This is a genomic window from Chryseobacterium potabilaquae (genome assembly GCF_902728265.1).
Lineage (GTDB): Bacteria > Bacteroidota > Bacteroidia > Flavobacteriales > Weeksellaceae > Chryseobacterium > Chryseobacterium potabilaquae.
In genome coordinates, this window is sequence record NZ_CACVBR010000008.1 from 1 (window position 1) to 22,778 (window position 22,778).

Below are 22,778 nucleotides of genomic sequence, written 5' to 3' on the forward strand. Positions count from 1 at the left end.
GTTTCCAAACTTACCAAACCTTCCTTTTCCAAAAGAAGAACAATTTGTGTGAAAATGGCTTTAATCTCACCTTTCAATCGCTCACTACGAAATCTGTTTAAAGTATTATGGTCGGGACGGCTCATCGAGGAAAGCCACATGAAATGGATGTTTTCTTTCAAGGCTTGTTCCAGTTTGCGGCTTGAATAAATATTGATTAAATAGCCATAAATCAAAACTTTCAAAAGCATTTTCGGATGTGCCCCCAGGTTTGTAGGTTTTGATTAAACTTTTAATATCCAAACCATCAATAATGTCTGAAATAATTCTCACAGGATGCTTTTCATCTATCAACTCCGATAAATTAGGAGGAAAAAGCAAGTTTTCTTTGGGATTGTAATCTTTAAAGACTACTTTTGAAGAAGTTAACACAATGCAAATTAATCAATTTGCAACTATTAGGAAAGCCAAAGCTTTCCTTTTTGCATAAAAATGGCTATCTCTTTTGAGACAGCCTCTTTTCTTTTATATACATTTTATTTTCATCAATCAAATGAGGGACAAACCTGCTTTGATTATTGGTGATCAAATGCGTACTCTCTCTGATCCCAATTCCTGCAGATTCTTGCCCAATAATCCAACTTCCAATTATAGGATAGCTACCATTAAAATCACGCAAATTAAACAGCTGTTGATAAATAAATCCTTCTTTTCCATATACACCATCATTTTCTTCAATACAAACATTATTTTTATACAAGGCAATATTCGCTCCTTCTCTTGAATAAATAGGCTTTTTTACAAAATCATTTAAATGTTTGGGTTCAAAATAAGCTTCCAACAAATAATCATGATTGGGATACATCTCCCACAAAATGGGAAGAATTGCTTTAGAAGATAATAGTATCTTCCATGCCGGCTCAATCCATTGGGATCTAAATCCATTACTCACAAGTTTTTCACCGAACCCATCCTCTAAAATCCATTCATAAGGATATAATTTAAAAATATATTCCATAATAGATTTATCAGCAGCAACAAATTCATTAATTTCTTCTGCCCATCCAATATCTTGAATAGGAATAAATTCAGTTTCAAATCCGGCCTGTGTAGCACAATCTCTCATATATTCTACATTGGTTACATCCTCAACATTAGTAAGTGATGCAAAATATAAATAATGAGGATTCATATAAGCCTTTAAATACTTCCAATAATCCACCAGTTTTTCATGAATAGAATTAAATTGATCCTTGTAAGGAAACATTTCCTGAAGCCAATACCACTGAATGACAGAAGCTTCATATAATGAAGTCGGTGTATCAGCATTAAACTCTAACAACTTGATGTTTTCACCATCAAATCCAAAGTCAAATCTCCCATATATGGAAGGATGATCTTCTTCCCAACTTGTAATAATATAATTTCTAAAACATTTCGGAATATTGAAATGCTCCCAAAGATTTTGTGAAATAATATAATCAATAGCTTCCAAACACATTTGCCATAATTCAGCAGTAGTATTTTCAATTTTATGAACCTCCTCTAAAGAAAATTCATAATAATGACTTTCATCCCAATATAAACCATCTAATGAGTGGTAACCAAACCCTAAATTTTCAAGTTTATGTTGCCAGTTTTTCCGAAATTGTGACTGTATTTTTTTCATAACTTATGATGATGCTCTAAAACCACTCCTTCCCAGTCCTCCCCTCGTAATCTTTCCCTTATAAGTGTTTCTTCCAATATTCGATTTTGAACTTATAGCATCACTGTAATATCCTGCTCTATGATAAGATCCATTACTATGAATCCCATAGGGTCTGAAAGCATGATACCAAAAATACCCTGCCATAAATCCATGAGATCTTGAATAAGAGGCAGTCGTATCTGATCTCATATAGACTTTCTTCTCATTTTTCCCTTCATTGCCGGCTCTTTCCTGTGTACATGCCGTAAGTAGTCCCGTCACAAAAAGTAATTTTATAGAACTTGATTTTTTCATGACTATTGAACAGTTATATAAAATTCATAATCTTTTTTAATATAATCTTTATGATCATTTCCCGCCTCATCTTTTACCATCTGTAAAGTATCACCCAAGTTGGGAACGGTATCTCTTTTTATAATTTCTTTAAAGAGTTTATGATTTTTCCATATTTTATGTTTTGTTACTAAAACATCTGCAGTATCAATATGATATACAGAAAGCTCAGTTTCAATCGATCCATTTTTATTCACATTATTTACTTCATCCTCTTTATTCTCCTTCTGCTTACATGCTATAATAGATAATAATCCAAATAAAAAAAGAATTCCTTTAATTTTTCTCACTTTGATCATAATTTTTCACAAAAGTAGGTAATTAGTAACGATATTAATTTTAAATTTACGTATAAAAATTTACAAAATATGAAATGGACAGACGATAGAGGAGGCAATGTAGAAGACCGTCGTGGCTCTGGGGGAAGTGGGGGTATGATTGTTGGAGGAGGATTAGGAACTCTAATTATTGCCGCTATAGTTTTCTTCTTAGGAGGAGACCCTTCAAGTATCCTTAGCTCAAATAATATATCTACAACATCCAATCATACCGAGCAGCGAGAGCTAACGGCTAATGAGAAAAAAATTGGAGAGATGGTAGACATGATGGGAAAATGGAATATTCTTACATGGGATCAGGTTTTTAAAGAAAATGGAATGGAATATACCCCTCCTAAAATCATTCTTTTCGAAAGTACAACACAGTCTGGATGCGGAACAGCACAATCTGCAATGGGACCTTTTTATTGCCCTGCCGATCAGTCCGTTTATATGGATATGAGTTTTTTTAATGAACTTCAACAAAGATTTGGTGCTCAAGTAACTGAATTTACAATTGCCTATGTTTTAGCACACGAAGTCGGACATCATGTTCAGACCCTTTTGGGAACAACTCAAAAAGTTGATCAATTGAGAAGAAGTGGAAAATATTCTGAAAAAGATATGAACAGGGTCTCTGTTGCGACAGAACTACAAGCAGACTTCTATGCCGGGGTTTGGGCAAAACAAACAGATAGCCGTGAACATATTCTAGAACCTGGAGATATACAGTCTGCAATAGATGCTGCTCAAGCTGTTGGGGATGATAATATTCAAAAAAGATCACAAAGATATGTAAATCAAGAAAGTTTTACACATGGATCTTCTGTCCAGCGTAAGGAATGGTTTATGAAAGGTTACAATACCGGTGATATAAGAGAAGGAGATACATTCAATCAGCTTTTGAGATAAATCAAGCAATAGTAATAATAAAAACTAGTAAAATGTGTAATCTGAGCGTTTGTTCAAAAATAAACATACGGTAGCTTCGTATACATTTATATAATTATTATCAGTCGTTTTTTGAGATTTTTCATTATTGGAACGATTGTCCAGGTATGTATCTAGTATATGCTTGACTGCTTATTGGGGCAGTTTTTGAAAAAAATCTCATTTCAAAAAATTTTTCAGAGAAAATTTTCAGTTTATACAGCTAAAGGGATTACTCCATATCGATCGATTATTCTAAATTTAGCTTGAATCAAATTTATATTATTTAATAATTATTTCAACAAAAGAATACTATTGCTTACTTTAAAGTAATTAAATGCTTTTTTTACATTTATTTAATTCCTTTTTTACACATTTAACTCTTTTATTGATAAATTATTTTAATGATATGATATTAATCATTTATTTATTCATTTTGGGAAACTTGGCTAGCAGAAATAGTTATCGTTATTTTGCAGCAAAATGAAAGATGATGAAAGAGGCTATAAATAGCAACAAATTAAGTTCATACTATTAAGTATAAAGAACAAAATAAATTCATCGGGTGCTTCTATCTACCTAATGAATATAAAAAGGAAAAATATCTAAATTTCCTTCGAGTTATTAAATACACATGAATTTATCCGGTTTAAACATCCAATATACGGATGTAGTAAAAGTTTAATAAACCTAAAGGCAAAAAACAGTATTTTTTTGTATTTCTAATAAATTATTTAACTCTCCATAAATAAAAGGACAGCATTAAAATTATCAACCTTAAGCCCTTTATACTTTCCGGAATACCATAATTTTTTATTGCTTTCAAAAATTTATTTACGTAAACAATTCAGATATGACATGCAAAAACAATTTTTATTTTTTTCCAAGTTCCTTTTGATCATTTTATTAGGTTCTTGCTCTATGGAAGAGTTTAATACTGAGGAAATTCCTACAAGGGCTGAAAATACTGAATACTCATCTATGCACAAAGCAGGAGATTCGGCCTATGATCTATTAGGACATGGCTATAATGTTACGAGAGAGTTCGCCAATGCTAATTCAGCGGAATTTCAGGTAATTGATATTGATAGATTTAAGACAGAACAAGCTTCAAGATTAGTTACAGAAAATATTTTTTCTCAAGAATATACTGAAGATTACGGAGATAACGCAGAATCTTATGCACGAAAAATTTCCAATAAAATAGACTTATCAGCCGATGAAATTCCATTATTCGGAGCGACTCTATCTGTTGCTTTTCATTCTGCTTTTAATAACAATAAAAAATTTGATGCCAAGTATATTTATGGCAGCTATAAATTAACTATTAAGCATAAGAGATTAAGGATTAATGCTACTAAGGATATATTAACAGATTATTTAAGTCCTGAATTCATACAGGATATGCAAACCCTAACCCCTGAACAAATTGTAAAAAATTATGGAACTCACATATTACTAGATATATATACAGGGGCTGAAATAAACACTCTCTTCCAAGCAGAAACCAAAAACAAAAACAGAGAACGTGCTGCTAGAATTGGTATTAAGATTGGTATTAAAAAAGTTTTTAATATTGATATTGCAAATGATTTAGATATTACTGCTGCTGTTAATAATTATTCTGAAAAGCTGTCATATGAAACAAGAGGAGGAGACCCTTCAAAAGCATTAGTGGGAGAATTAAACATTAATGAAAGTAAACCTAAAATTATGCTTTCAAGCTGGCAAAACAGTTCAACAGTAAATAACTCTGTTTTAGTAGATTTTGGAAAAAATGGTTTGCTTATTATCTATGATTTAATAAAAGATCCTGTTAAAAAAGCTCAACTTAAAGCCTATGTTGATCAATATTTGATTGATAATAAAGTTTCCTTAGAATTCCCTCCTACTCCTATTCATCAATATTTTAATGGCATAGATCATTTTTATACTAAAACCGTAGGTTTCTATCTCGGATATACAAATGAAGGAATAGAGTTCTACGCCTATTAAAATGATAATATTTGAATAAATTTCTTTTATACCCAGCCAACTTAGGCCCTGCTATTGGGTCCTATTTAGATTAATAAGGAGAGAATGTTCTGTCATTCTCTCCTTAAAAAAGACTAAAATTCATATTTTGTAATAATTAAATATTTTTCTATAATTTTTGTAAAATACACATACTACAAGTTATGATAAATGTCAATAATCCTCCTTATGAAGAATATTCATCTATATAAAATTTGAAGATCAATTTTTTATTGCAATTCTATTGGATTTGTATTTTTCTTTGCCTCTTCTTTTATTCTTTCTTGCATCATTTTTCTCATATCAGCAGGATTTTGATTTCCTCCTCCAGCACCACCTCCCTGTCGAACCCCTCCAATTCTCATGAGACCTCCTGTTCCTCCAGGTCTTCCACTTCCACCTTGATTCATAAAGGCCATAGGATCTGCTTTAAATTTCTCCTGTTGTTTTACAAAATCAGTCCTTTTAACTTTTAAAGTATTTCCAAACTGAGTCGGTGTAGGAAATTCTTCAATTTTATAATTCTTCATTAAATCAAAAGAATAATCCCCTTGACTGTCTTCTATTTTAACAATCAAACCAGGAAGCCCTCCAAACTTGTACGGTCCATCCTGATAAGGCAAGTCTGTTGTAAACCATGCCGTCCATTTTCTACCTGCGAAATCCGTTTCAGCTTTTTGAACTTTATAATCACCAATTTTTGTTGTTTCTGAAGAAATTTTCCAATTTAAAGGACGCTCTTCTTCATAAGAATACATATCTCTCCCCAGTCTATCTTTGAAATATATTTTTTGGTTGACTTTGTCTTTTTCAACAGTATAATTAATATTTGACCTCACCCCTTCCATCTGCTCTCTATTAAATCCCCTCATTCCCCCATTTTGAATATTATTTTGTATAATAGAATCTCTTTTCAGTCTATTTTCGGAATAAAAAAGAGATTTATCGGAAGAGATATCCAAATATGCATTTTCTGTTTTAATATCATTTTTATTTGCCACTTCTGGTTTCATTGTAACTTGGTATACAAATCTATTAACCTGAGCGGAAATTGTCTGCATGAATAGCGCTATAGCAATAATGCTTAATTTTTTCATTCGTAAGTTAATTTATTATTTGGATATCAAAAGCTTATTAAAGTTAAAAACATCAATCAAAAAAATCGATAAAATAAAAATCACGATTTTTATTTCCTAATTTTTGTTCGTATTTTTGCAGAGTTAAATCATTCTAAATAAATACAATGATAAAAGTATCAGATCAAGCAAAGGCAAAAGCGATCCAACTGATGACAGAAGATGGCTTTAAACCTTTTGAGGATTATATAAGAGTAGGAGTTAAAAGTGGAGGTTGCTCAGGTTTAGAATATGTGTTGAAATTTGATAACCAAAAAACTGATGCTGACCAAATTTTTGAAGACAATAATATTAAAATTATTGTTGATAAAAAATCTATCCTCTATTTAGCAGGAACAATTCTTGAATATTCAGGAGGTTTGAATGGAAAAGGATTTGTTTTTAACAATCCTAATGCGACCCGAACTTGTGGTTGTGGAGAAAGTTTTTCTTTATAGAAAACGTATTAGATACAAGACGAGATAATCAGAGACATTCTTTGATATCAATGATCTAAAAAAAAAATAATGAATAAATATACTGAAGACGATTTACGCGTCGATTTAGAAAATAAAAAATATGAATTCGGTTGGGAAACGAAGATTGATTATGAAGAATTCCCAACGGGCTTAAATGAAGATATTATTCGGGCAATTTCAGCAAAAAAAGAAGAACCGGAATGGATGACACAATGGCGTTTAGAATCTTTTAAAATCTGGCAAAAAATGACAGAACCCAATTGGGCCAACATAAAATATGAAAAACCAGATTTTCAAGCAATTAAATATTACGCAGCACCGAAAGTAAAACCTGAATTAGCAAGTCTTGATGAAGTTGATCCAGAGTTATTGAAAACTTTTGAAAAACTAGGGATTAATATTGAGGAGCAAAAAAGACTTTCAGGAGTTGCTGTAGATATTGTAATGGACTCAGTTTCTGTAAAAACTACATTTCAGGATACATTAGCGGAAAAAGGAATTATTTTCTGTTCAATTTCTGAAGCTATCAAAAATCATCCGGATTTAGTAAGAAAATATCTTGGAAAAGTAGTCCCTAGAGGAGATAATTTTTATTCAGCATTAAATTCTGCAGTTTTTTCTGATGGTAGTTTCTGCTATATTCCTAAAGGAGTAAGATGCCCCATGGAACTTTCTACTTACTTCCGTATTAACCAAGCAGGAACAGGTCAATTTGAAAGAACACTCGTGATTGCAGATGAAGGAAGCTACGTTTCTTATCTTGAAGGTTGTACAGCTCCATCAAGAGATGAAAATCAGCTTCACGCCGCAGTCGTTGAACTAATAGCTATGGATAATGCTGAAATTAAATATTCAACGGTACAAAACTGGTATCCAGGAAACGAGGAAGGAAAAGGAGGTGTTTTTAACTTTGTAACCAAAAGAGGCCTTTGTGAGAAAAATGCAAAAATATCTTGGACACAAGTGGAAACAGGTTCCGCAGTAACATGGAAATATCCTTCTTGTATTTTAAAAGGAGATGGTTCTATCGGAGAATTTTATTCCATTGCAGTAACCAATAACCACCAATACGCCGATACTGGAACCAAAATGATCCATATTGGGAAAAATACAAAATCTACGATCATTTCTAAAGGTATTTCTGCCGGGAAATCTCAAAACTCATATAGAGGTTTGGTAAAAGTAATGCCATCAGCAAAAGGTTCTAGAAACTTTTCTCAGTGCGACTCTTTATTGATGGGAAATGAGTGTGGGGCACATACTTTTCCTTATATAGAAATTAAGGATCCTACTGCTCAGCTAGAACATGAAGCCACCACCTCAAAAATTGGAGAAGATCAAATTTTTTACTGTAACCAGAGAGGTATCGATACAGAAAGAGCCATTGCACTAATTGTGAATGGTTTTAGTAAAGAAGTTTTAAATAAACTCCCTATGGAATTTGCTATTGAAGCTCAAAAATTACTTGAGATTTCTTTGGAGGGCTCAGTAGGATAAATAAATGAATATAAAGCGGTAAAAAGATAATTAAAAAGTTATTTTCTACCAAATTACCATATTAAAACTATGTTAGAAATAAAAAACTTGCACGCCAGAATTGAAGATGGCGCAGAAATTTTAAAAGGAATTAATCTTGAAATAAAACCTGGTGAAGTGCACGCCATTATGGGACCAAATGGAGCTGGAAAATCTACTCTTTCATCTGTAATTGCAGGAAAAGAAGATTATGAAGTTACTGATGGAGAAATCATATTTGATGGAGAAAGTATCAATGAGGATGCTCCCGAAGAAAGAGCTCACAAAGGAATTTTTCTTTCTTTTCAATATCCGGTGGAAATCCCGGGTGTTTCTGTCACTAATTTTATTAAAGCTGCATTAAACGAAAATAGAAAAGCGAATGGATTAGAAGATATGTCTGCAAAAGATATGCTTGCTCTAATCCGTGAAAAATCCGAAAAATTAGGCATAAAAAAAGATTTTCTTTCAAGATCATTAAATGAAGGGTTCTCAGGAGGTGAAAAGAAAAGAAATGAAATTTTCCAAATGATGATGCTTAATCCCAAATTAGCAATCCTTGATGAAACCGATTCAGGATTAGATATTGATGCTTTAAGAATCGTAGCAGATGGTGTAAATCATTTTAAAAATGAAGGTAATGCTGTTCTTCTTATTACCCATTATCAGAGGTTATTAAACTATATCCAACCTGATTTTGTACATGTATTAGCAAACGGAAAAATTATCAAAACAGGAGATAAATCTTTAGCATTAGAGCTTGAAGAAAAAGGATACGACTGGCTTTTAAATTAATTATGAGCTATACATGTCATTCCACGGAATGACAAAACGGTCTCAGTACCGTACATATAAACAATATTATTCTAATATATATAAAATAAGGTGTGATGGCCGAAATATCAATAATGGCTTTATACGAACAAATTATAGACAACCACAACAAGTTTTTGGAGAGTCTTACTCATCGATTTTTGGATAAGGATAGAAAAACTGCTCTACAAAGGTTTGAGACAATAGGGTTTCCCACAAAAAAAGACGAAGAATATAAATATACCAATCTCAAGGAGATTACTGAAAAAGAATATAACTTTTTCCCAAAAGAAAGTCATAATATCACTAAAGAGCAGCTGGAGCAGCTTCATATGGGTGAAGAAAATTTTGACTGGATTACCTTTGTTAATGGAAAACTTCATAAAAATTTATCAAAAATTTCTATTGAAAATATTGAATTTCTATCATTTAATTATGCTTTAAATGATGAGAAGCATAAAGAAGTTTTTGATAGATATTTTAATACCATTGCCTCTAAGGATTCTGCATTTACCAATTTAAATCATGCGTACTGTAAATATGGTTTCTTTTTGAAAGTTCCTAAAAATGTGGTGATTGAAAAACCAATCCATATCTTTTACATTTCTCAAAATCAAGAAGAAAATACGTTCTACAATACCCGAAACCTATTAATTGTGGAAGAAGGTGCTAAAGTAGAGGTTATTGAAAGTCATCATAATTTTGATAATACGTATGTTCTTACCAATTCTGTAACTGAAATTTTCACTTATCCGAATGCAAAAGCAGATTGGCACAAACTTCAAAATGACAACAATACGTCTTATTTAATTGATAATACTTTTGCACAGCAAGAAAAGGATAGCCTTACTACTGTAAATACTTTCACATTCGGAGGTAAGCTCGTAAGAAATAATTTGGATTTCATTCATAATGGACAAAATATTAATTCATTTATGAATGGTATTACGATTATTGGTAAGGACCAACTAGTAGATCATCATACTGCAGTTCATCATAATCATCCTAATTGTGAAAGCTACCAAAATTACAAAGGTATTTTCGATGGTAATGCTCATGGTGTATTCAACGGAAAAGTCTTTGTGGATAAAATCGCTCAAAAAACCAATGCATATCAGCAAAATAATAATGTCTTACTAAGCGAAGGTGCAACAATTGACACTAAGCCCCAGCTAGAAATTTTTGCAGATGACGTAAAATGTTCTCATGGTTGTACAGTTGGACAATTAAATAAGGATGCTTTATTTTATTTAAGAGCAAGAGGTATTTCTAAAAAAGAAGCTCAAGCACTTCTGCTATATGCATTTGCAAATGATGCCATGCAAAATATCGATATTGAACCTCTTAAAGAAAAAATTTCACAGCTATTAGCAGAGAAATTAAACGTAAGTATAGAATTTTAATTATTATATAGTTGACAATAAAAAGCACTCTGGATTTTTTAGAGTGCTTTTGTTTTAGGTAGTATTTTATTTAAAATTTTCTATTTTTTATCCACCATTGACTATCTTTTCTATTCGACCTTTTTACTCCATTATCAAGAGTGTAGGCAAAACCAATACCTAATGTTTGCTTTAGCTGGGTTTTCTCTATTTGATTATGATCATATAATACATCTAAAGTTATATTGGAAGAAATATATTTATTCACTTTAAAATTAAGTATGGCACCATAACCCAAAACCAAATGATCAGGATGATCCAGATAATTTGAAAAAATAGAAGCCGTATTTGTTAAATTGACATTATCCATAATTTTAATTTTATATAAAACGGTTCCTAAAAAACCAAATTGCAGCAAAGAGCTATCTCCAGCTGCCTTTAATCCATAATTTCCTGCCCATTGAAGATCTTTATCCAGAACAAATACCCATCTGGCATTGGTGGGTCGTAAAGTAACATTTAAATTATCATTAGGCCTATAAGTGATACCCATACCAAAGTTTAAATAACCAGGAGCCATAAAGTTTGATATTTTTTTTGCTAATGGATTATTACCATCTTCATACCCCGACGAAAATTGCGATTGAAAACCCGTTCCTACAGAAAAATAACAACTCTTAGAAAATTTTCTTCCATAATTTGTTGAAATATTAATCACATCCTGAGTTTTTCTTACTCCCACTCCCTTCGTATCATTCTGGCCATAATCTATAATTATAATACTCTCCCAAAGATCTTTATCTTTTTCATAAGTTAGATCATAATTTATCCCAGCTAGCCAGCCCATATTATTCGCTCCTCCTCCTACCCAATTCGAGAAAGCAGCCTGATTAAGCATCAAAGAATTTTTTCCTAATACTGACCAATGCTTTATAGAGTCTGTTATATCCTCCTTTTTCTTTTCATTTTGTGCATTTGTGTACATACCTAAGATAAAAGTAAACCCTATTAAAAACTTCCTCATACTTAAAGATTTTCATTACAAAAATATTAATATTATTTTTTTTCAAGAAAAATAATCATATAGATGAATATCGCTAACAAGTTATCTTATAGTTAAAAATCGGTCAACAAATTAAGCGACAAAATAATTACTTGAAAAGCATAACTCAATAAAAATCATTACTTTTTGTCTTATAATAAGTTTTAGATTAAAACAAACATCGACAAATTTTCCGAAATTTATTATTGGCTTTTCATTTGAGATATCATTCATATGCTTAAAAACGTAATTTCCCACAGAGCTATTATAAACCCACTTTTAATGCTTATAGCAATGTGGTTTGGCTATTTTTTACAAATGCAGGGCTTTTTTAAAAGCTGCTTTGGTGCCATTATTCCTCTTTTACCGGAAGGCTTATTAGGAATCGTTACGTCACCCCTTCTCCACGGCAATATTGATCATATTATTGGGAACTCTATACCAATGGTTCTATTAATGTTTCTTTTATATCAATTTTATCCTTTAGTAGCAAATAAAGTTTTTATTTTAGGATGGCTAGCCACAGGTTTATTAGTCTGGCTTTTACCTCCTGTAGATATTCTTACAGGTGAATATCTCTATACCTGCACAATTGGTGCTAGTGGTGTAGTATATGTTTTAGCATTCTTTCTTTTCTTTAGTGGGGTTTTTAAATGGAATATGAAACTTTTAACTATTTCCTTACTTGTTGTACTATATTATGGAAGTCTTATTTGGGGAATCTTTCCTGAAGAATTATTCTCTAACCTTAATGAGCCAAGTAAAATATCCTGGCAAGCCCATCTCTCAGGAGCCGTTGTGGGAAGTATTATCGCTTTTGTATTTCGAAATATTGGAGAAAAAAAGAAAAAATATATTTGGGAATTTCCTAATTACTACAACGAAAAAGACGATAAGCTTTGGCAGGAATATAAAGAAACCCATCCTGAAGATTTTCTCGAATTACCTTACAAGAGAAAAGATGATATTTGGGATCATTTGGAAGAATTACGCAAGAAATAAAAAGTAATTCTCTACATTTGGAAAAAAAACACATATGATTTCGGAGGAGCATCTCTATGCAATTGCGCTACGTGAATGTAAATTAATTGGTGACATTACATTTTATAAACTTGTTAGAATATTTGGCAGCGCAAAAGAAACATGGGAAAATGTAAAAAAAGAATATAAAAAAACAAATGGTATTGGACTAAAGATAATTTCAGATATTGGAAATATCGACCATTTAAAATTTGCAGAGAAAGAAATCAAGTTTTGCCAAGAAAACAATATTAAAATTAGACTCAGACATTATAATGAACTTCCTAGCTTACTCAACGAATGTGACGACGCTCCTTCTATTTTATACCAAAAAGGTAATTTAAAAAAAGAGGTAAAAACATTAAGTATAGTAGGCACCCGCAATATGACTTCTTATGGGGAAAAATTTATACATGACTTCTTTATAGAAACAAAATCAGATCAATACACCTCAGTAAGTGGCTTGGCCTTAGGAGTTGATAAGGAAGTACATGAACAGTCCATTAATCATCACATTCCTACTGTTGCCGTGTTAGCTCATGGCTTTAATTTTTTATATCCTTCAAAAAATAGGAAGCTATCTGAAAAAATTCTATCTGAAAATGGAGCCTTAATTACGGAGTTTGCCTCTTCAAGAAAACCTGATAGGGAAAACTTTATTCAGAGAAATAGGATTGTTGCGGGAATTTCTCCATCAACAATAGTGATTGAAACAGGTTTTGGCGGTGGATCTATTAGTACTGCAACCTTCGCAAATAATTATAATAGAGATGTTTTTGCACTGCCCGGAAAAATCACGGATAAGTATAGCCAAGGATGTAATCATCTGATTTTCCAAAATAAAGCTACTGCTATTTCCTCCATTAAAAACCTTACCGAATCTTTAGGCTTGGGTAAATATAAACATCCAATGGAAGAATTATTTCCTCAAAATAAGCCAATATTAGAACTCACTGAAAATCAAGAATTAATATATGAATTAATTAAAAAAAATCCTCAAGTTTTTTTAAATGATTTGATTGAAAAAACAGACCTTTCTTCCCATAAAATTTTACCATTAATTTTAGAATTGGAGCTTTTAGGTAAAGTAAAAACACTTTCTGGGAGACAATTTATCGCAATTTAAAAATTAATGATTTCTTAATACTGCATTATTTTAAACATAACATTTAATTTTTAATAAATTTTAAACAAAAATTATCGATCTAACAATAATACGCTTCATTATTATTGAATTTTTAGCAATTAACAAATAAGGTATTGTAAATTTTGAAAAAAAAATTAAATTTGTTGACAATAATATTCAACCTTAATATATGGAACAATATAATATTGACCAGAAAATCCAAGAGTTTATTGCAAAAATCGAGGCAAAAAACCCTAATGAGCCAGAATTTTTACAAGCCGTAAAAGAAGTTGCCGTAACGGTAATTCCGTTTATTATGACAAAGAAAGAATATACGGGTATGAAACTTCTAGAAAGAATGGCTGAAGCTGAAAGAGTTATTATTTTCAGAGTTCCATGGGTTGATGATAAAGGAGAGATTCAAGTAAACAGAGGTTTCAGAATTCAAATGAACTCTGCCATTGGTCCATATAAAGGAGGAATACGTTTCCATCCAACGGTAAACCTATCCGTTCTTAAATTTTTAGCTTTTGAACAAGTATTTAAAAATTCCTTAACAACTCTTCCAATGGGAGGAGGTAAAGGAGGGTCTGATTTTGATCCTCAAGGCAAATCAGATATGGAAGTAATGCGTTTTTGTCAAGCTTTTATGACAGAAATGTGCAAGCATATAGGTCCTGAGACAGATGTTCCTGCAGGAGATATCGGTGTAGGATCCAGAGAAATCGGTTATTTATTTGGTCAATACAAAAAAATAAGAAATGAGTTTACGGGCGTTCTTACAGGTAAAGGACTTGCTTATGGTGGATCTCTTATCCGTCCAGAGGCAACCGGCTATGGGGTCGTTTACTTTGCTGAACAAATGCTAAAGACCATTGGCCAAACTTTTAAAGATAAAACAGTTACAGTTTCAGGTTTTGGTAATGTAGCTTGGGGAGTAATTAAAAAAGCAACTGAGCTTGGAGCTAAAGTTGTAACTATATCCGGCCCTGATGGGTATATCTATGATAAAGATGGAATAAGTGGAGAAAAAATAGATTATTTATTAGAAATTAGAGCTTCTGGAAATAACAGAGCGGAAGATTATGCTAAAAAATATCCTTCTGCAGTATTCCACCCAGGAAAACGCCCATGGGAAGTAAAATGTGACGTTGCTATTCCTTCAGCCACACAAAATGAATTAGACTTCGATGATGCCAAAGTACTTGTTGAAAATGGCTGTATTTGTGTGACTGAAGCTGCTAATATGCCTTCAACTTTAGATGCTATTAATTACTTTTTAGATAGCAAAGTATTATTTTCTCCTGGAAAAGCATCTAATGCCGGTGGTGTGGCAACTTCCGGGCTTGAAATGACTCAAAATTCAATTCGCCTTAATTGGACATCTGAGGAAGTTGATGCAAGATTGAAAGAGATTATGATCGGAATTCATAAAGCATGTAGAGATTATGGAAAAGAAGAAGATGGATATGTAAACTATGTAAAAGGTGCAAATATTGCAGGCTTTGTAAAAGTAGCAGAAGCAATGCTGGCTCAAGGAGTTGTCTAAAATACAAGGGTTGGGAAAAATTTCTCGACCCTTTTTAATATAACCTGTTCCCGGGAATAATAGGGAAAAAAGTAAAACTGAAAAAGAAGAAAGCATTGAATATATCAATGCTTTTTTTATATTTATATGATGAATAAAGCTTTTCAACATATAGATGAATACATTGGATCATTCCCTGAAAGTACTCAGAAAAAACTCTATTTATTAAGAGAATTAATTCATTCTCAAATGTCCAATATAGAAGAGTATATAGGATATCAAATGCCAGCTTTCAAATATAAAGAAAGACCATTAATTTATTTTGCAGGGTACAAAAATCATATTGGTCTTTATCCAGGAGCAGAAGCCATAAAAAATTTTATGCAAGATTTTGTGAACTATAACTATAAGTTCTCAAAAGGGGCCGTACAGTTTCCTATTAATACTGATTTACCTATGGATTTAATACAGAAAATTGTAAAGTTTCGGATCTGGGAAATTGAGCAAAATAAAAAATCCTGAAAATACATATTCAGGATTCTTCTACTTTACTATCTTATGGTTTATTATGGCTTCTTATTTTTTGAGTCGCTTCCTTCTTCATTTTTCATATCAGTAGGTTTTATTCCTTCCGTATGAATATCTTTATTCGCGTTAACGCCATTCATATCCCCCACTTTTGAAGAATCTGATGAAATTTCTGCATTATCACTACCCTTTTGATTTCGTGATGCCGCAGCAGCTAAATCTGTACTTGAAGAATTCCAGCCATTCATATTCTGTGTATTTGACTGCTCCGGCTGAGCCGTTGATGAATGAATAGAATCTTGTACTTCTGTTTGTGCTGATACTGCAATAATTCCGACTAATGTAAACCCCGCAGCTAAAACTAACTTTTTCATAAATTATTATTTTAAATGGTTGTTTAAATTAAACGGTGTTTTATTTGCAAAATTGTTTGCAAAATGCTTATTTAACGTACTTTACAACTATTTAAGAGGATTTTGGATTACAGCCTATTTTATCAAATTTTTCTTAATTCTCTCTACAAATTCAAATGCGGCGGGACATATTAAAGTATTTTTTATCATCAAATTATTGATTTGATAAATTTTTTTCCGATCTGTATGAGGATATTCACGACAAGCTTTTGGTCGCACTTCATAAATTGAACAGGTATTATCATCGTTTAAAAAGTAGCACGGCAAGTTTTGTAATACTTTATCATTATCCTCATCCGTCCTTAAAAACTTAGCCTCAAAATCAGCAGCCTTCATCTTAAGATGCTTAGCAATACGTTCAATATCTTTTTCAGTATAAAGAGGTCCTGTCGTTTTACAACAATTGGCACACTGTAGACAATTAATATCTCTAAATACATCATCGTGGTTTTTTTGTACAATGTAATCGAGATTTTTAGGCGGTTTCTTCTTTAATCCGTCTAGAAATTTTTTATGCTCTTTCTGCTTCTTTATAGCCTGCTCTCTGTATGATTCTAAGTCCATCAATTTATATGTTTCCAAATACATCAAAACGTCATTCCATGCAAAGATAAAATAATTGTTTTTATGAAATTTATCAACTTGTATTATCTGTTTTTCATTTGATTATACAGTAACTTTGAATCATGAAAAAACTAGAATCAAGAGAAGACATAGAGTTACTTGTCAACTCATTTTATAAAAAAGTAATTATAGATGAGACCATTAGCTCCTTTTTTAATGATATCGCCAATGTAAACTGGGATAAACACTTACCTAAAATGTATTCTTTTTGGGAAACTATTCTTTTTGGCCAAATGTCTTACAAAGGAAATCCAATGGGAGTTCATTTTCCTATCAATGAAATTCAAGCAATGGAACAAAAACATTTTGATAGATGGGTGGAGCTTTGGAAAACCACTGTCGAGGAAAATTTCACAGGAGAAAATGCAGATACAGCAATCTATAAAGCAGAAAATATTGCCAAATTAATGGCTTTCAAAATGGATATAGCAAGAAGACTTTAACAACTAAAATCAAGGCACAATTACAGTAAAAATATACGCTGCCAAATTTACCAATAGAACGGTCCCATAAAGTATATTTGTTTTGCCACGGCTTAAGGAAAGCATTACAATAAAAACAGACAAAGAAAGCAAGATAATATCCTTTTTATCCAAACCAAGGACTAATGGCATATCGTACATAATACAAACAGTCGATACTGCAGGAATAGTGAGCCCAATACTAGCTAAGGCTGAACCTAATGCAAGATTCAAACTTGACTGAATCTGATTGATTCTTGCTGCTCGAATTGCTGCCATACCTTCAGGTAATAATACTACCGCAGCAATAATAACACCGACTAAAGACTTAGGGGCTCCAACACTTTGTACCATATTCTCGATTGTTCCGGAAAGACCTTTTGCCATTAATACCACAATTCCTAAACATACAACTAAAAAAATGAAGCTTGCAGCTGTCTTACTTAAATTAGGAATATAATGTTCTTCGGGATGCTCTTCAGGAACTATAAAGTAACTTCTGTGTCTTACCGTCTGAACCATCAAAAAAACACCATATATTACTAAGCAGGCAATGGAAACAAACGTTAGCTGTGCCTCATTATAAAAGGGGCCGTTAACACTTGATGTAAAATTAGGTAAGACTAAAGTTAAAACCAATATCGAAACTATACTCACAAGATAAGTTGTTGCTGAAGTTCTTGCAAAAAACTGCTCATAATATTTTACTCCTCCTACCAGAATACATATTCCCAAGATTCCATTTAAAATGAGCATTACCGCTGCAAAGACTGTATCTCTAGCCAGCGTAATTGCTTGTTCACCTCCTGCTACCATCAATGAGATAATTAAAGCAACTTCAATAATAGTAATACAAAGAGCCAAGATAATTGTTCCAAAAGGTTCTCCTACTCTATGGGCAACGACTTCTGCATGATGTACAGCCGACAAAACACTCCCTGTCAATAAAAAACCTGCTACTACATCATAGATAACACCTTTGCCCATGAATCCCATAAAGTAATAACCTACGGCAAGAATAGGGATAATATAAGTATAGTGTATGAGTTCTTTTAATTTCATAAAGTGTTTACAAAATACAAAAAATCTATGAAATTTGAGGAATTAAAAGAGAATATTAATAATATTTAGTGACACCATAGATTAAAATCCTGGTAATCCGTCAACATATGAAATAAAAGGCCAATTGCAATAATTCTTATATTTCCTTTACAAAAGAATAATAAAAAATACACCGCGATAGCATAATATGAATGTAAAAAATGAAATCCTATACTATTTCTCGTGGGATCGAAAATAGGATTAGCAAATAGGTGGTCCAAATCCACTAACATTGTTGCTAATAGAATTAAGTATACTTTTTTCCATTTTTGAGGATAAAAAATAAGTGCAATAAAAACGGGAAATACGAAATGTAAAAAATAATGCATTCCTGTTTTCCAAAATAGACAATCCATCATATCCTTCCTTTAAGGTAATCCTGTCTAATTTCCTCATCTAACTTTTCAATTGCATACCTGAGACAGGTTCTTGGCATATCTTTATAGTATTTATTAAGGTAGTTAATCAATTCATTTTCATTCTTCTGCCCCATTTCCCTCAATAGCCAACCATTTGCTTTGTGCATGAGATCATGTACGTGCTTCAAATTATATGTTACGAATTCTTTTGTTAATTCAAAGTTCCCTTTTTTCACATAATACATCGTTCCCACTACTGCGATCCTTTTATACCACATTTCTTCTGAATTTGAGAGATTTCTTAATAATTCGTCTTGCCGGTTTTCAAAAGCATATCGTCCCAAAATCTTATAACAGCTAGAATCTACAAGATCCCAATTATTGACATAAGGCAAATTATTCAGATAGAAAGTTACAAACTCTTCTTTTTCTTTAGCCGTTTTTGTCTTCTCAAATTTATGTATTAAGATAAACAACGCTGTTAATCTATGTTCATGATACTTTGAAGAAATTAACTCCCCAAGTTCTTTTAAATCTATTTTTGAATAATACTCTTTGGCAACTATTCTTTGATCCGGAACCTTCACTCCTAAAAATAAATCCCCTTCTCCATACTCACCTTTGCCTGTTTTAAAGAATTTTGGAAAAAATTCCGCCTTTTCAGGAATTGATAAAACAGCTAATGCTTCCTTAATTTCATTGATAATATTACCCATTGCTTTTTAGTCTATTATTCCATCTTCTCTGCTACAATACTTTCTTGCTCCTGTTCTTCCTTTGCAATCTTATTTGGATTGGCAACTTTAGCAATAGTAAGACCTTGAACTATAATAGAAAAGACTACCACACAGTAAGTAATACTTAAAACAATATTACTATATTCATTTTTAGGAATTGATAGAGCTAGGGCTATAGAAACTCCACCCCGGATTCCTCCCCAGACAAGTACTTTTATAGTTTGTGGACTAAAACGCGTTTTAAAAGACATAAACTTTGTAGGTCCCCAAATGGAAATCACCCTTGCCAATAAAACGACCACAACGGCAATTACACCCGGAATCATGAAATTAGTTAAATCTTTTATCAATAAAAGTTCAAAACCAATAAATAAAAATAGGACAGCATTAAGAATCTCATCTATAAGTTCCCAAAATTTAATAAGATAATCCTGCGTAACGGACTTCATTTTAAACTTCATATTAAAGTTACCCATAAATAATCCTGCAGCAACCATAGTTAAAGGGCCTGAAATATGCATTTGTCTTGCCACAAGGTAACCTCCCATTACCACAGAAAGCGTTACTAAAACAGAAATAATATAATCATCAACCTCTCGCATCAACCTAGAGGTTATCCACCCTAAAATAACACCTAATAATAATCCTCCGCCGGCTTCCTTCATTAATAATATCCCAATACTTTCAACTCCCAGATCAACATGTTCTCCAATAGCCAATTGTAAGACAACGGTAAAAACCACAACCGCCATACCGTCATTGAAAAGGGATTCTCCTGCCACTTTTGTTTCTAATGCTTTAGAAACGTTTGCTTGTTTCAGAATACTTAATACAGCAACCGGATCTGTAGGAGAAATTAACGCTCCGAAAAGCAAACAATAAATAAAAGGAAGCTCCAAACCCGTAATAGGTAGTAAATAATACATTCCAAACCCCACTACAAAAGTAGATATGACGACTCCTGCTGTTGAAAATACAACAACCGGCCAAAATTGTTCTTTAAGATCATCTATATTAATATGAATACCCCCTGCAAATAAAAGAAAATTAAGCATAGCCCCCATTAATACTTCTGTAAAATCAATACTGTTCATTAAGTCATGGAGATGACCAAATGTTCTAGGTAGTATAGTTTCCCCAAACGAAACTAAGAATATAGAAACAACAATAGCAATCACCATAATTCCAATTGTACTTGGAAGTTTCAGAAATCTATAGTTAAGATAGGCAAATATTGATGCTAAAACTATTAAGGCCGAAAATGAATAATATAACTCCACTAAACTATTTTTAAAATTATAGATTTAAATAAAGAACTTTTATATAGAGTATTGTGTTCTTATCTTTTTCCCAGATATCAAACATCCCATCTTTAGTAGGGTTTGAATTTTGTCTTTTATAATCCGATCCAATATTGAGGATATTAAGTAAAATATACTCATCTCCTATCGTATTCACTACGTAGGCTGTTTTTTCAGATTTACCATCTCCTGAACTTTTTATAGCATCTGTTAAAGTCCTAAATTGAACTAAATGATGTATAAAATTGTTCTCGTCATGTTTCGTATCGTAAGCTCGCAGAAGAATAAGCAAAACATCAAGATTAGTAGGGTCCTTATTATAAAGTATTTTTCCTAATCTTATACAATCTTCAAAATTGTTATCCTTGAATGCATGTGCCAATGTTTTAAAGTCTTCATCTGAGGTAGATACTATACTATCGCTAAAATTTCTTCCATAATAAAGATGCTCTGCCTCAATACTATCTAAAGATTTGGGAAAACCTTTATATTTAAATATAAGTTTTTCATAGTTGTATGAAGACTCTGTATTATTGAGGTTTTTCTCAATACTATTAAAATCCAATTTTGGCTTTTGAGTGAAACCAAAAATCGGAGTTACAATAAGTAAAAGGAAAAAATAATATTTCATTAATTGTTTTTTTCTTCCTCTTCTTCATCAAAATATTCAAAAAGGAAATCATTGTAAGGGAATCTTGAAATATGAACTTTCATAACCTCATCATAGATTAACCTTTTCATTTCAGGAAAGTTCTCTTTTGTTAAGGCTGAAATAAAAACAGTTGGGAATTTTGATTTTGCCATCCAAGTTTTTGTCCATTCTTCAAGAGAAATATTTTTTTTGGTAGAGGGTGTAAGATCATCATCATCTTTTCTTTCATAGCTAAAATCATCGATCTTATTAAAAACCATAATCATCGGTTTTTTATGAGCATCTATTTCCTGTAAAATCTGGTTAACAGAATCTATATGATCTTCAAAACTTTCATGAGAAATATCCACCACATGGATCAATAAATCCGCCTCTCTAACTTCATCCAAAGTAGATTTAAAAGATTCCACCAATTGCGTCGGCAATTTTCTTATAAACCCTACTGTATCAGTCAATAAAAACGGCAAATTACCAATAACCACTTTTCTTACTGTTGTATCTAACGTCGCAAATAATTTATTTTCCGCGAAAACTTCAGATTTAGAAAGAGCATTCATTAAGGTAGATTTTCCGACGTTGGTGTACCCTACCAGTGCAACACGCACCATTTTTCCTCTGTTATTTCTCTGGGTAGCCATTTGTTTATCTATGATCTTCAGCTTATCTTTTAATAAAGAAATTCGATCACGGATAATTCGACGGTCAGTTTCAATTTCTGTTTCCCCTGGACCTCTCATTCCAATTCCCCCTCTCTGACGCTCCAAATGGGTCCACATTCTTGTTAACCTAGGCAAAAGATATTCATATTGTGCTAATTCCACTTGAGTCCTTGCATAAGACGTTTGTGCTCTTTGGGCAAAAATGTCAAGAATAAGATTGGTTCTATCAAGAATTTTGACCTCAAGCTCTCTCTCTAAGTTTTTAAGTTGTGACGGGGAAAGTTCATCATCAAAAATAATAGTTCCTATCTCATTTTCTTTTACATAATCTTTTATTTCTAAAGCCTTCCCACTTCCAACAAATGTCTTGGAATCAGGTTGTGATAATTTTTGAGTAAATCTTTTTTCGACTGTAGCTCCTGCCGTGTAAGCTAAAAACTCCAGTTCATCCATATATTCCTGTAGCTTTTCCTCATCTTGGTCTTTGGTTATTAATCCTACCAAAACCGCTTTTTCATAACTATGTTCTTTCTTTTCTAGCATTAAATTCTATCTATGTTTATGAGTTTTACAAGATAACATTTTTAAAGAAAAAATACAAACTTAACTTTTGGAGAAATAATTATGATTATTCTTTAAA

The 22,778-nt window shown here is 32.1% G+C and carries 24 protein-coding genes and 1 pseudogene; 11 read left to right on the forward strand and 14 right to left on the reverse strand.

Features of this window, described 5'->3' with window-relative positions; all coding sequences use genetic code 11:
* The 4 genes and pseudogenes from CHRY9293_RS18670 to CHRY9293_RS06295 form a co-directional block, all read right to left on the reverse strand.
* A pseudogene (locus CHRY9293_RS18670) lies at positions 1–411 on the reverse strand (transposase); the annotation flags it as partial.
* Between the two features lie 64 nt (positions 412–475).
* Positions 476–1,648, reverse strand: coding sequence for a glutathionylspermidine synthase family protein (locus tag CHRY9293_RS06285; protein ID WP_185153198.1), 1,173 nt, complete (start codon positions 1,646–1,648; stop codon positions 476–478).
* Between the two features lie 3 nt (positions 1,649–1,651).
* Positions 1,652–1,984 carry a hypothetical protein gene (locus CHRY9293_RS06290; RefSeq protein WP_162032195.1) on the reverse strand — a complete coding sequence of 111 codons (333 nt, stop codon included), beginning with the start codon at positions 1,982–1,984 and terminating at the stop codon, positions 1,652–1,654.
* A 2-nt stretch (positions 1,985–1,986) separates the two neighbouring features.
* Positions 1,987–2,313: a hypothetical protein gene (locus CHRY9293_RS06295; RefSeq protein ID WP_162032197.1), complete on the reverse strand. Its 327-nt coding sequence runs from the start codon at positions 2,311–2,313 to the stop codon at positions 1,987–1,989.
* 78 nt (positions 2,314–2,391) lie between these two features.
* On the opposite strand from CHRY9293_RS06295, the gene ypfJ reads away from it, so the two are divergent.
* Together ypfJ and CHRY9293_RS06305 are read left to right on the forward strand one after the other, a co-directional pair.
* Positions 2,392–3,252 (forward strand): KPN_02809 family neutral zinc metallopeptidase, encoded by an 861-nt coding sequence (gene ypfJ / locus CHRY9293_RS06300; RefSeq protein WP_162032198.1) that lies wholly within the window; start codon positions 2,392–2,394, stop codon positions 3,250–3,252.
* An 876-nt stretch (positions 3,253–4,128) separates the two neighbouring features.
* Complete coding sequence (locus tag CHRY9293_RS06305) at positions 4,129–5,265, forward strand: MAC/perforin domain-containing protein (protein ID WP_162032200.1); 1,137 nt, start codon at positions 4,129–4,131, stop codon at positions 5,263–5,265.
* 248 nt (positions 5,266–5,513) lie between these two features.
* Here the strand turns inward: CHRY9293_RS06305 and CHRY9293_RS06310 are convergent, their stop codons facing one another.
* On the reverse strand, positions 5,514–6,380 hold the full coding sequence (locus tag CHRY9293_RS06310) for a GLPGLI family protein (protein WP_162032202.1): 867 nt from the start codon (positions 6,378–6,380) through the stop codon (positions 5,514–5,516).
* A gap of 146 nt (positions 6,381–6,526) precedes the next feature.
* Here CHRY9293_RS06310 and CHRY9293_RS06315 point away from each other — a divergent pair, with 146 nt between their 5' ends.
* From CHRY9293_RS06315 to sufD, 4 genes are all read left to right on the forward strand, one after another.
* Positions 6,527–6,856: a HesB/IscA family protein gene (locus CHRY9293_RS06315; RefSeq protein ID WP_122545706.1), complete on the forward strand. Its 330-nt coding sequence runs from the start codon at positions 6,527–6,529 to the stop codon at positions 6,854–6,856.
* Between the two features lie 69 nt (positions 6,857–6,925).
* Complete coding sequence (sufB, locus tag CHRY9293_RS06320; protein ID WP_162032204.1) at positions 6,926–8,374, forward strand: Fe-S cluster assembly protein SufB; 1,449 nt, start codon at positions 6,926–6,928, stop codon at positions 8,372–8,374.
* Between the two features lie 69 nt (positions 8,375–8,443).
* Positions 8,444–9,187 carry a Fe-S cluster assembly ATPase SufC gene (gene sufC, locus CHRY9293_RS06325; protein WP_122545704.1) on the forward strand — a complete coding sequence of 248 codons (744 nt, stop codon included), beginning with the start codon at positions 8,444–8,446 and terminating at the stop codon, positions 9,185–9,187.
* Between the two features lie 113 nt (positions 9,188–9,300).
* On the forward strand, positions 9,301–10,608 hold the full coding sequence (gene sufD / locus CHRY9293_RS06330) for a Fe-S cluster assembly protein SufD (protein ID WP_185153199.1): 1,308 nt from the start codon (positions 9,301–9,303) through the stop codon (positions 10,606–10,608).
* 70 nt (positions 10,609–10,678) lie between these two features.
* Here the strand turns inward: sufD and CHRY9293_RS06335 are convergent, their stop codons facing one another.
* The gene (locus tag CHRY9293_RS06335; protein ID WP_162032206.1) at positions 10,679–11,611 is read right to left on the reverse strand and encodes a DUF3078 domain-containing protein; all 933 of its coding nucleotides are present in this window, start codon (positions 11,609–11,611) and stop codon (positions 10,679–10,681) included.
* Positions 11,612–11,863: 252 nt separating this feature from the next.
* On the opposite strand from CHRY9293_RS06335, the gene CHRY9293_RS06340 reads away from it, so the two are divergent.
* From CHRY9293_RS06340 to CHRY9293_RS06355, 4 genes are all read left to right on the forward strand, one after another.
* On the forward strand, positions 11,864–12,631 hold the full coding sequence (locus CHRY9293_RS06340; RefSeq protein WP_162032208.1) for a rhomboid family intramembrane serine protease: 768 nt from the start codon (positions 11,864–11,866) through the stop codon (positions 12,629–12,631).
* 34 nt (positions 12,632–12,665) lie between these two features.
* Positions 12,666–13,775, forward strand: coding sequence for a DNA-processing protein DprA (dprA, locus tag CHRY9293_RS06345; protein ID WP_162032210.1), 1,110 nt, complete (start codon positions 12,666–12,668; stop codon positions 13,773–13,775).
* Positions 13,776–13,965: 190 nt separating this feature from the next.
* Positions 13,966–15,324: an NADP-specific glutamate dehydrogenase gene (gene gdhA, locus CHRY9293_RS06350; protein ID WP_122545699.1), complete on the forward strand. Its 1,359-nt coding sequence runs from the start codon at positions 13,966–13,968 to the stop codon at positions 15,322–15,324.
* A 129-nt stretch (positions 15,325–15,453) separates the two neighbouring features.
* Positions 15,454–15,825: an iron chaperone gene (locus CHRY9293_RS06355; RefSeq protein ID WP_228455480.1), complete on the forward strand. Its 372-nt coding sequence runs from the start codon at positions 15,454–15,456 to the stop codon at positions 15,823–15,825.
* A 44-nt stretch (positions 15,826–15,869) separates the two neighbouring features.
* Here CHRY9293_RS06355 and CHRY9293_RS06360 read toward each other — a convergent pair whose 3' ends face one another.
* Positions 15,870–16,205: a hypothetical protein gene (locus CHRY9293_RS06360; RefSeq protein ID WP_162032213.1), complete on the reverse strand. Its 336-nt coding sequence runs from the start codon at positions 16,203–16,205 to the stop codon at positions 15,870–15,872.
* A 114-nt stretch (positions 16,206–16,319) separates the two neighbouring features.
* Positions 16,320–16,808 carry a YkgJ family cysteine cluster protein gene (locus tag CHRY9293_RS06365; RefSeq protein WP_162032215.1) on the reverse strand — a complete coding sequence of 163 codons (489 nt, stop codon included), beginning with the start codon at positions 16,806–16,808 and terminating at the stop codon, positions 16,320–16,322.
* A 122-nt stretch (positions 16,809–16,930) separates the two neighbouring features.
* On the opposite strand from CHRY9293_RS06365, the gene CHRY9293_RS06370 reads away from it, so the two are divergent.
* The gene (locus tag CHRY9293_RS06370) at positions 16,931–17,311 is read left to right on the forward strand and encodes a group III truncated hemoglobin (RefSeq protein WP_162032217.1); all 381 of its coding nucleotides are present in this window, start codon (positions 16,931–16,933) and stop codon (positions 17,309–17,311) included.
* 9 nt (positions 17,312–17,320) lie between these two features.
* On the opposite strand, the gene CHRY9293_RS06375 is transcribed toward CHRY9293_RS06370, so the two are convergent.
* The 6 genes from CHRY9293_RS06375 to hflX form a co-directional block, all read right to left on the reverse strand.
* Positions 17,321–18,391, reverse strand: coding sequence for a calcium:proton antiporter (locus CHRY9293_RS06375; protein WP_162032219.1), 1,071 nt, complete (start codon positions 18,389–18,391; stop codon positions 17,321–17,323).
* A 65-nt stretch (positions 18,392–18,456) separates the two neighbouring features.
* A complete protein-coding gene (locus tag CHRY9293_RS06380) occupies positions 18,457–18,789 on the reverse strand; it encodes a DUF6122 family protein (protein WP_228455481.1) in 333 nt (110 codons plus the stop codon).
* The gene (locus tag CHRY9293_RS06385) at positions 18,786–19,505 is read right to left on the reverse strand and encodes a DNA alkylation repair protein (protein WP_162032220.1); all 720 of its coding nucleotides are present in this window, start codon (positions 19,503–19,505) and stop codon (positions 18,786–18,788) included. The genes CHRY9293_RS06380 and CHRY9293_RS06385 overlap by 4 nt, the downstream gene beginning before the upstream one ends.
* Before the next feature lie 14 nt (positions 19,506–19,519).
* Positions 19,520–20,806, reverse strand: coding sequence for a cation:proton antiporter (locus CHRY9293_RS06390; RefSeq protein WP_162032222.1), 1,287 nt, complete (start codon positions 20,804–20,806; stop codon positions 19,520–19,522).
* 16 nt (positions 20,807–20,822) lie between these two features.
* Positions 20,823–21,458, reverse strand: a complete 636-nt coding sequence (locus CHRY9293_RS06395; protein WP_162032225.1) for a DUF4919 domain-containing protein — start codon at positions 21,456–21,458, stop codon at positions 20,823–20,825.
* Positions 21,458–22,681 carry a GTPase HflX gene (gene hflX / locus CHRY9293_RS06400; protein ID WP_162032227.1) on the reverse strand — a complete coding sequence of 408 codons (1,224 nt, stop codon included), beginning with the start codon at positions 22,679–22,681 and terminating at the stop codon, positions 21,458–21,460. Before hflX ends, CHRY9293_RS06395 begins: the two co-directional genes overlap by 1 nt.
* Positions 22,682–22,778 lie beyond the last annotated feature (97 nt).

Bases quoted from the DNA above. Each gene is read 5' to 3' on its own strand.
- CHRY9293_RS06285 (WP_185153198.1), bottom strand. From the start codon at position 1,648: ATGAAAAAAATACAGTCACAATTTCGGAAAAACTGGCAACATAAACTT.
- CHRY9293_RS06290 (WP_162032195.1), bottom strand. From the start codon at position 1,984: ATGAAAAAATCAAGTTCTATAAAATTACTTTTTGTGACGGGACTACTT.
- ypfJ (WP_162032198.1), top strand. From the start codon at position 2,392: ATGAAATGGACAGACGATAGAGGAGGCAATGTAGAAGACCGTCGTGGC.
- CHRY9293_RS06310 (WP_162032202.1), bottom strand. From the start codon at position 6,380: ATGAAAAAATTAAGCATTATTGCTATAGCGCTATTCATGCAGACAATT.
- sufC (WP_122545704.1), top strand. From the start codon at position 8,444: ATGTTAGAAATAAAAAACTTGCACGCCAGAATTGAAGATGGCGCAGAA.
- CHRY9293_RS06380 (WP_228455481.1), bottom strand. From the start codon at position 18,789: ATGATGGATTGTCTATTTTGGAAAACAGGAATGCATTATTTTTTACAT.
- CHRY9293_RS06375 (WP_162032219.1), bottom strand. From the start codon at position 18,391: ATGAAATTAAAAGAACTCATACACTATACTTATATTATCCCTATTCTT.
- CHRY9293_RS06340 (WP_162032208.1), top strand. From the start codon at position 11,864: ATGCTTAAAAACGTAATTTCCCACAGAGCTATTATAAACCCACTTTTA.
- sufD (WP_185153199.1), top strand. From the start codon at position 9,301: ATGGCTTTATACGAACAAATTATAGACAACCACAACAAGTTTTTGGAG.
- CHRY9293_RS06335 (WP_162032206.1), bottom strand. From the start codon at position 11,611: ATGAGGAAGTTTTTAATAGGGTTTACTTTTATCTTAGGTATGTACACA.
- gdhA (WP_122545699.1), top strand. From the start codon at position 13,966: ATGGAACAATATAATATTGACCAGAAAATCCAAGAGTTTATTGCAAAA.
- CHRY9293_RS06305 (WP_162032200.1), top strand. From the start codon at position 4,129: ATGCAAAAACAATTTTTATTTTTTTCCAAGTTCCTTTTGATCATTTTA.
- dprA (WP_162032210.1), top strand. From the start codon at position 12,666: ATGATTTCGGAGGAGCATCTCTATGCAATTGCGCTACGTGAATGTAAA.
- CHRY9293_RS06355 (WP_228455480.1), top strand. From the start codon at position 15,454: ATGAATAAAGCTTTTCAACATATAGATGAATACATTGGATCATTCCCT.
- CHRY9293_RS06365 (WP_162032215.1), bottom strand. From the start codon at position 16,808: ATGGACTTAGAATCATACAGAGAGCAGGCTATAAAGAAGCAGAAAGAG.
- sufB (WP_162032204.1), top strand. From the start codon at position 6,926: ATGAATAAATATACTGAAGACGATTTACGCGTCGATTTAGAAAATAAA.
- CHRY9293_RS06315 (WP_122545706.1), top strand. From the start codon at position 6,527: ATGATAAAAGTATCAGATCAAGCAAAGGCAAAAGCGATCCAACTGATG.
- CHRY9293_RS06360 (WP_162032213.1), bottom strand. From the start codon at position 16,205: ATGAAAAAGTTAGTTTTAGCTGCGGGGTTTACATTAGTCGGAATTATT.
- hflX (WP_162032227.1), bottom strand. From the start codon at position 22,681: ATGCTAGAAAAGAAAGAACATAGTTATGAAAAAGCGGTTTTGGTAGGA.
- CHRY9293_RS06370 (WP_162032217.1), top strand. From the start codon at position 16,931: ATGAAAAAACTAGAATCAAGAGAAGACATAGAGTTACTTGTCAACTCA.
- CHRY9293_RS06395 (WP_162032225.1), bottom strand. From the start codon at position 21,458: ATGAAATATTATTTTTTCCTTTTACTTATTGTAACTCCGATTTTTGGT.
- CHRY9293_RS06385 (WP_162032220.1), bottom strand. From the start codon at position 19,505: ATGGGTAATATTATCAATGAAATTAAGGAAGCATTAGCTGTTTTATCA.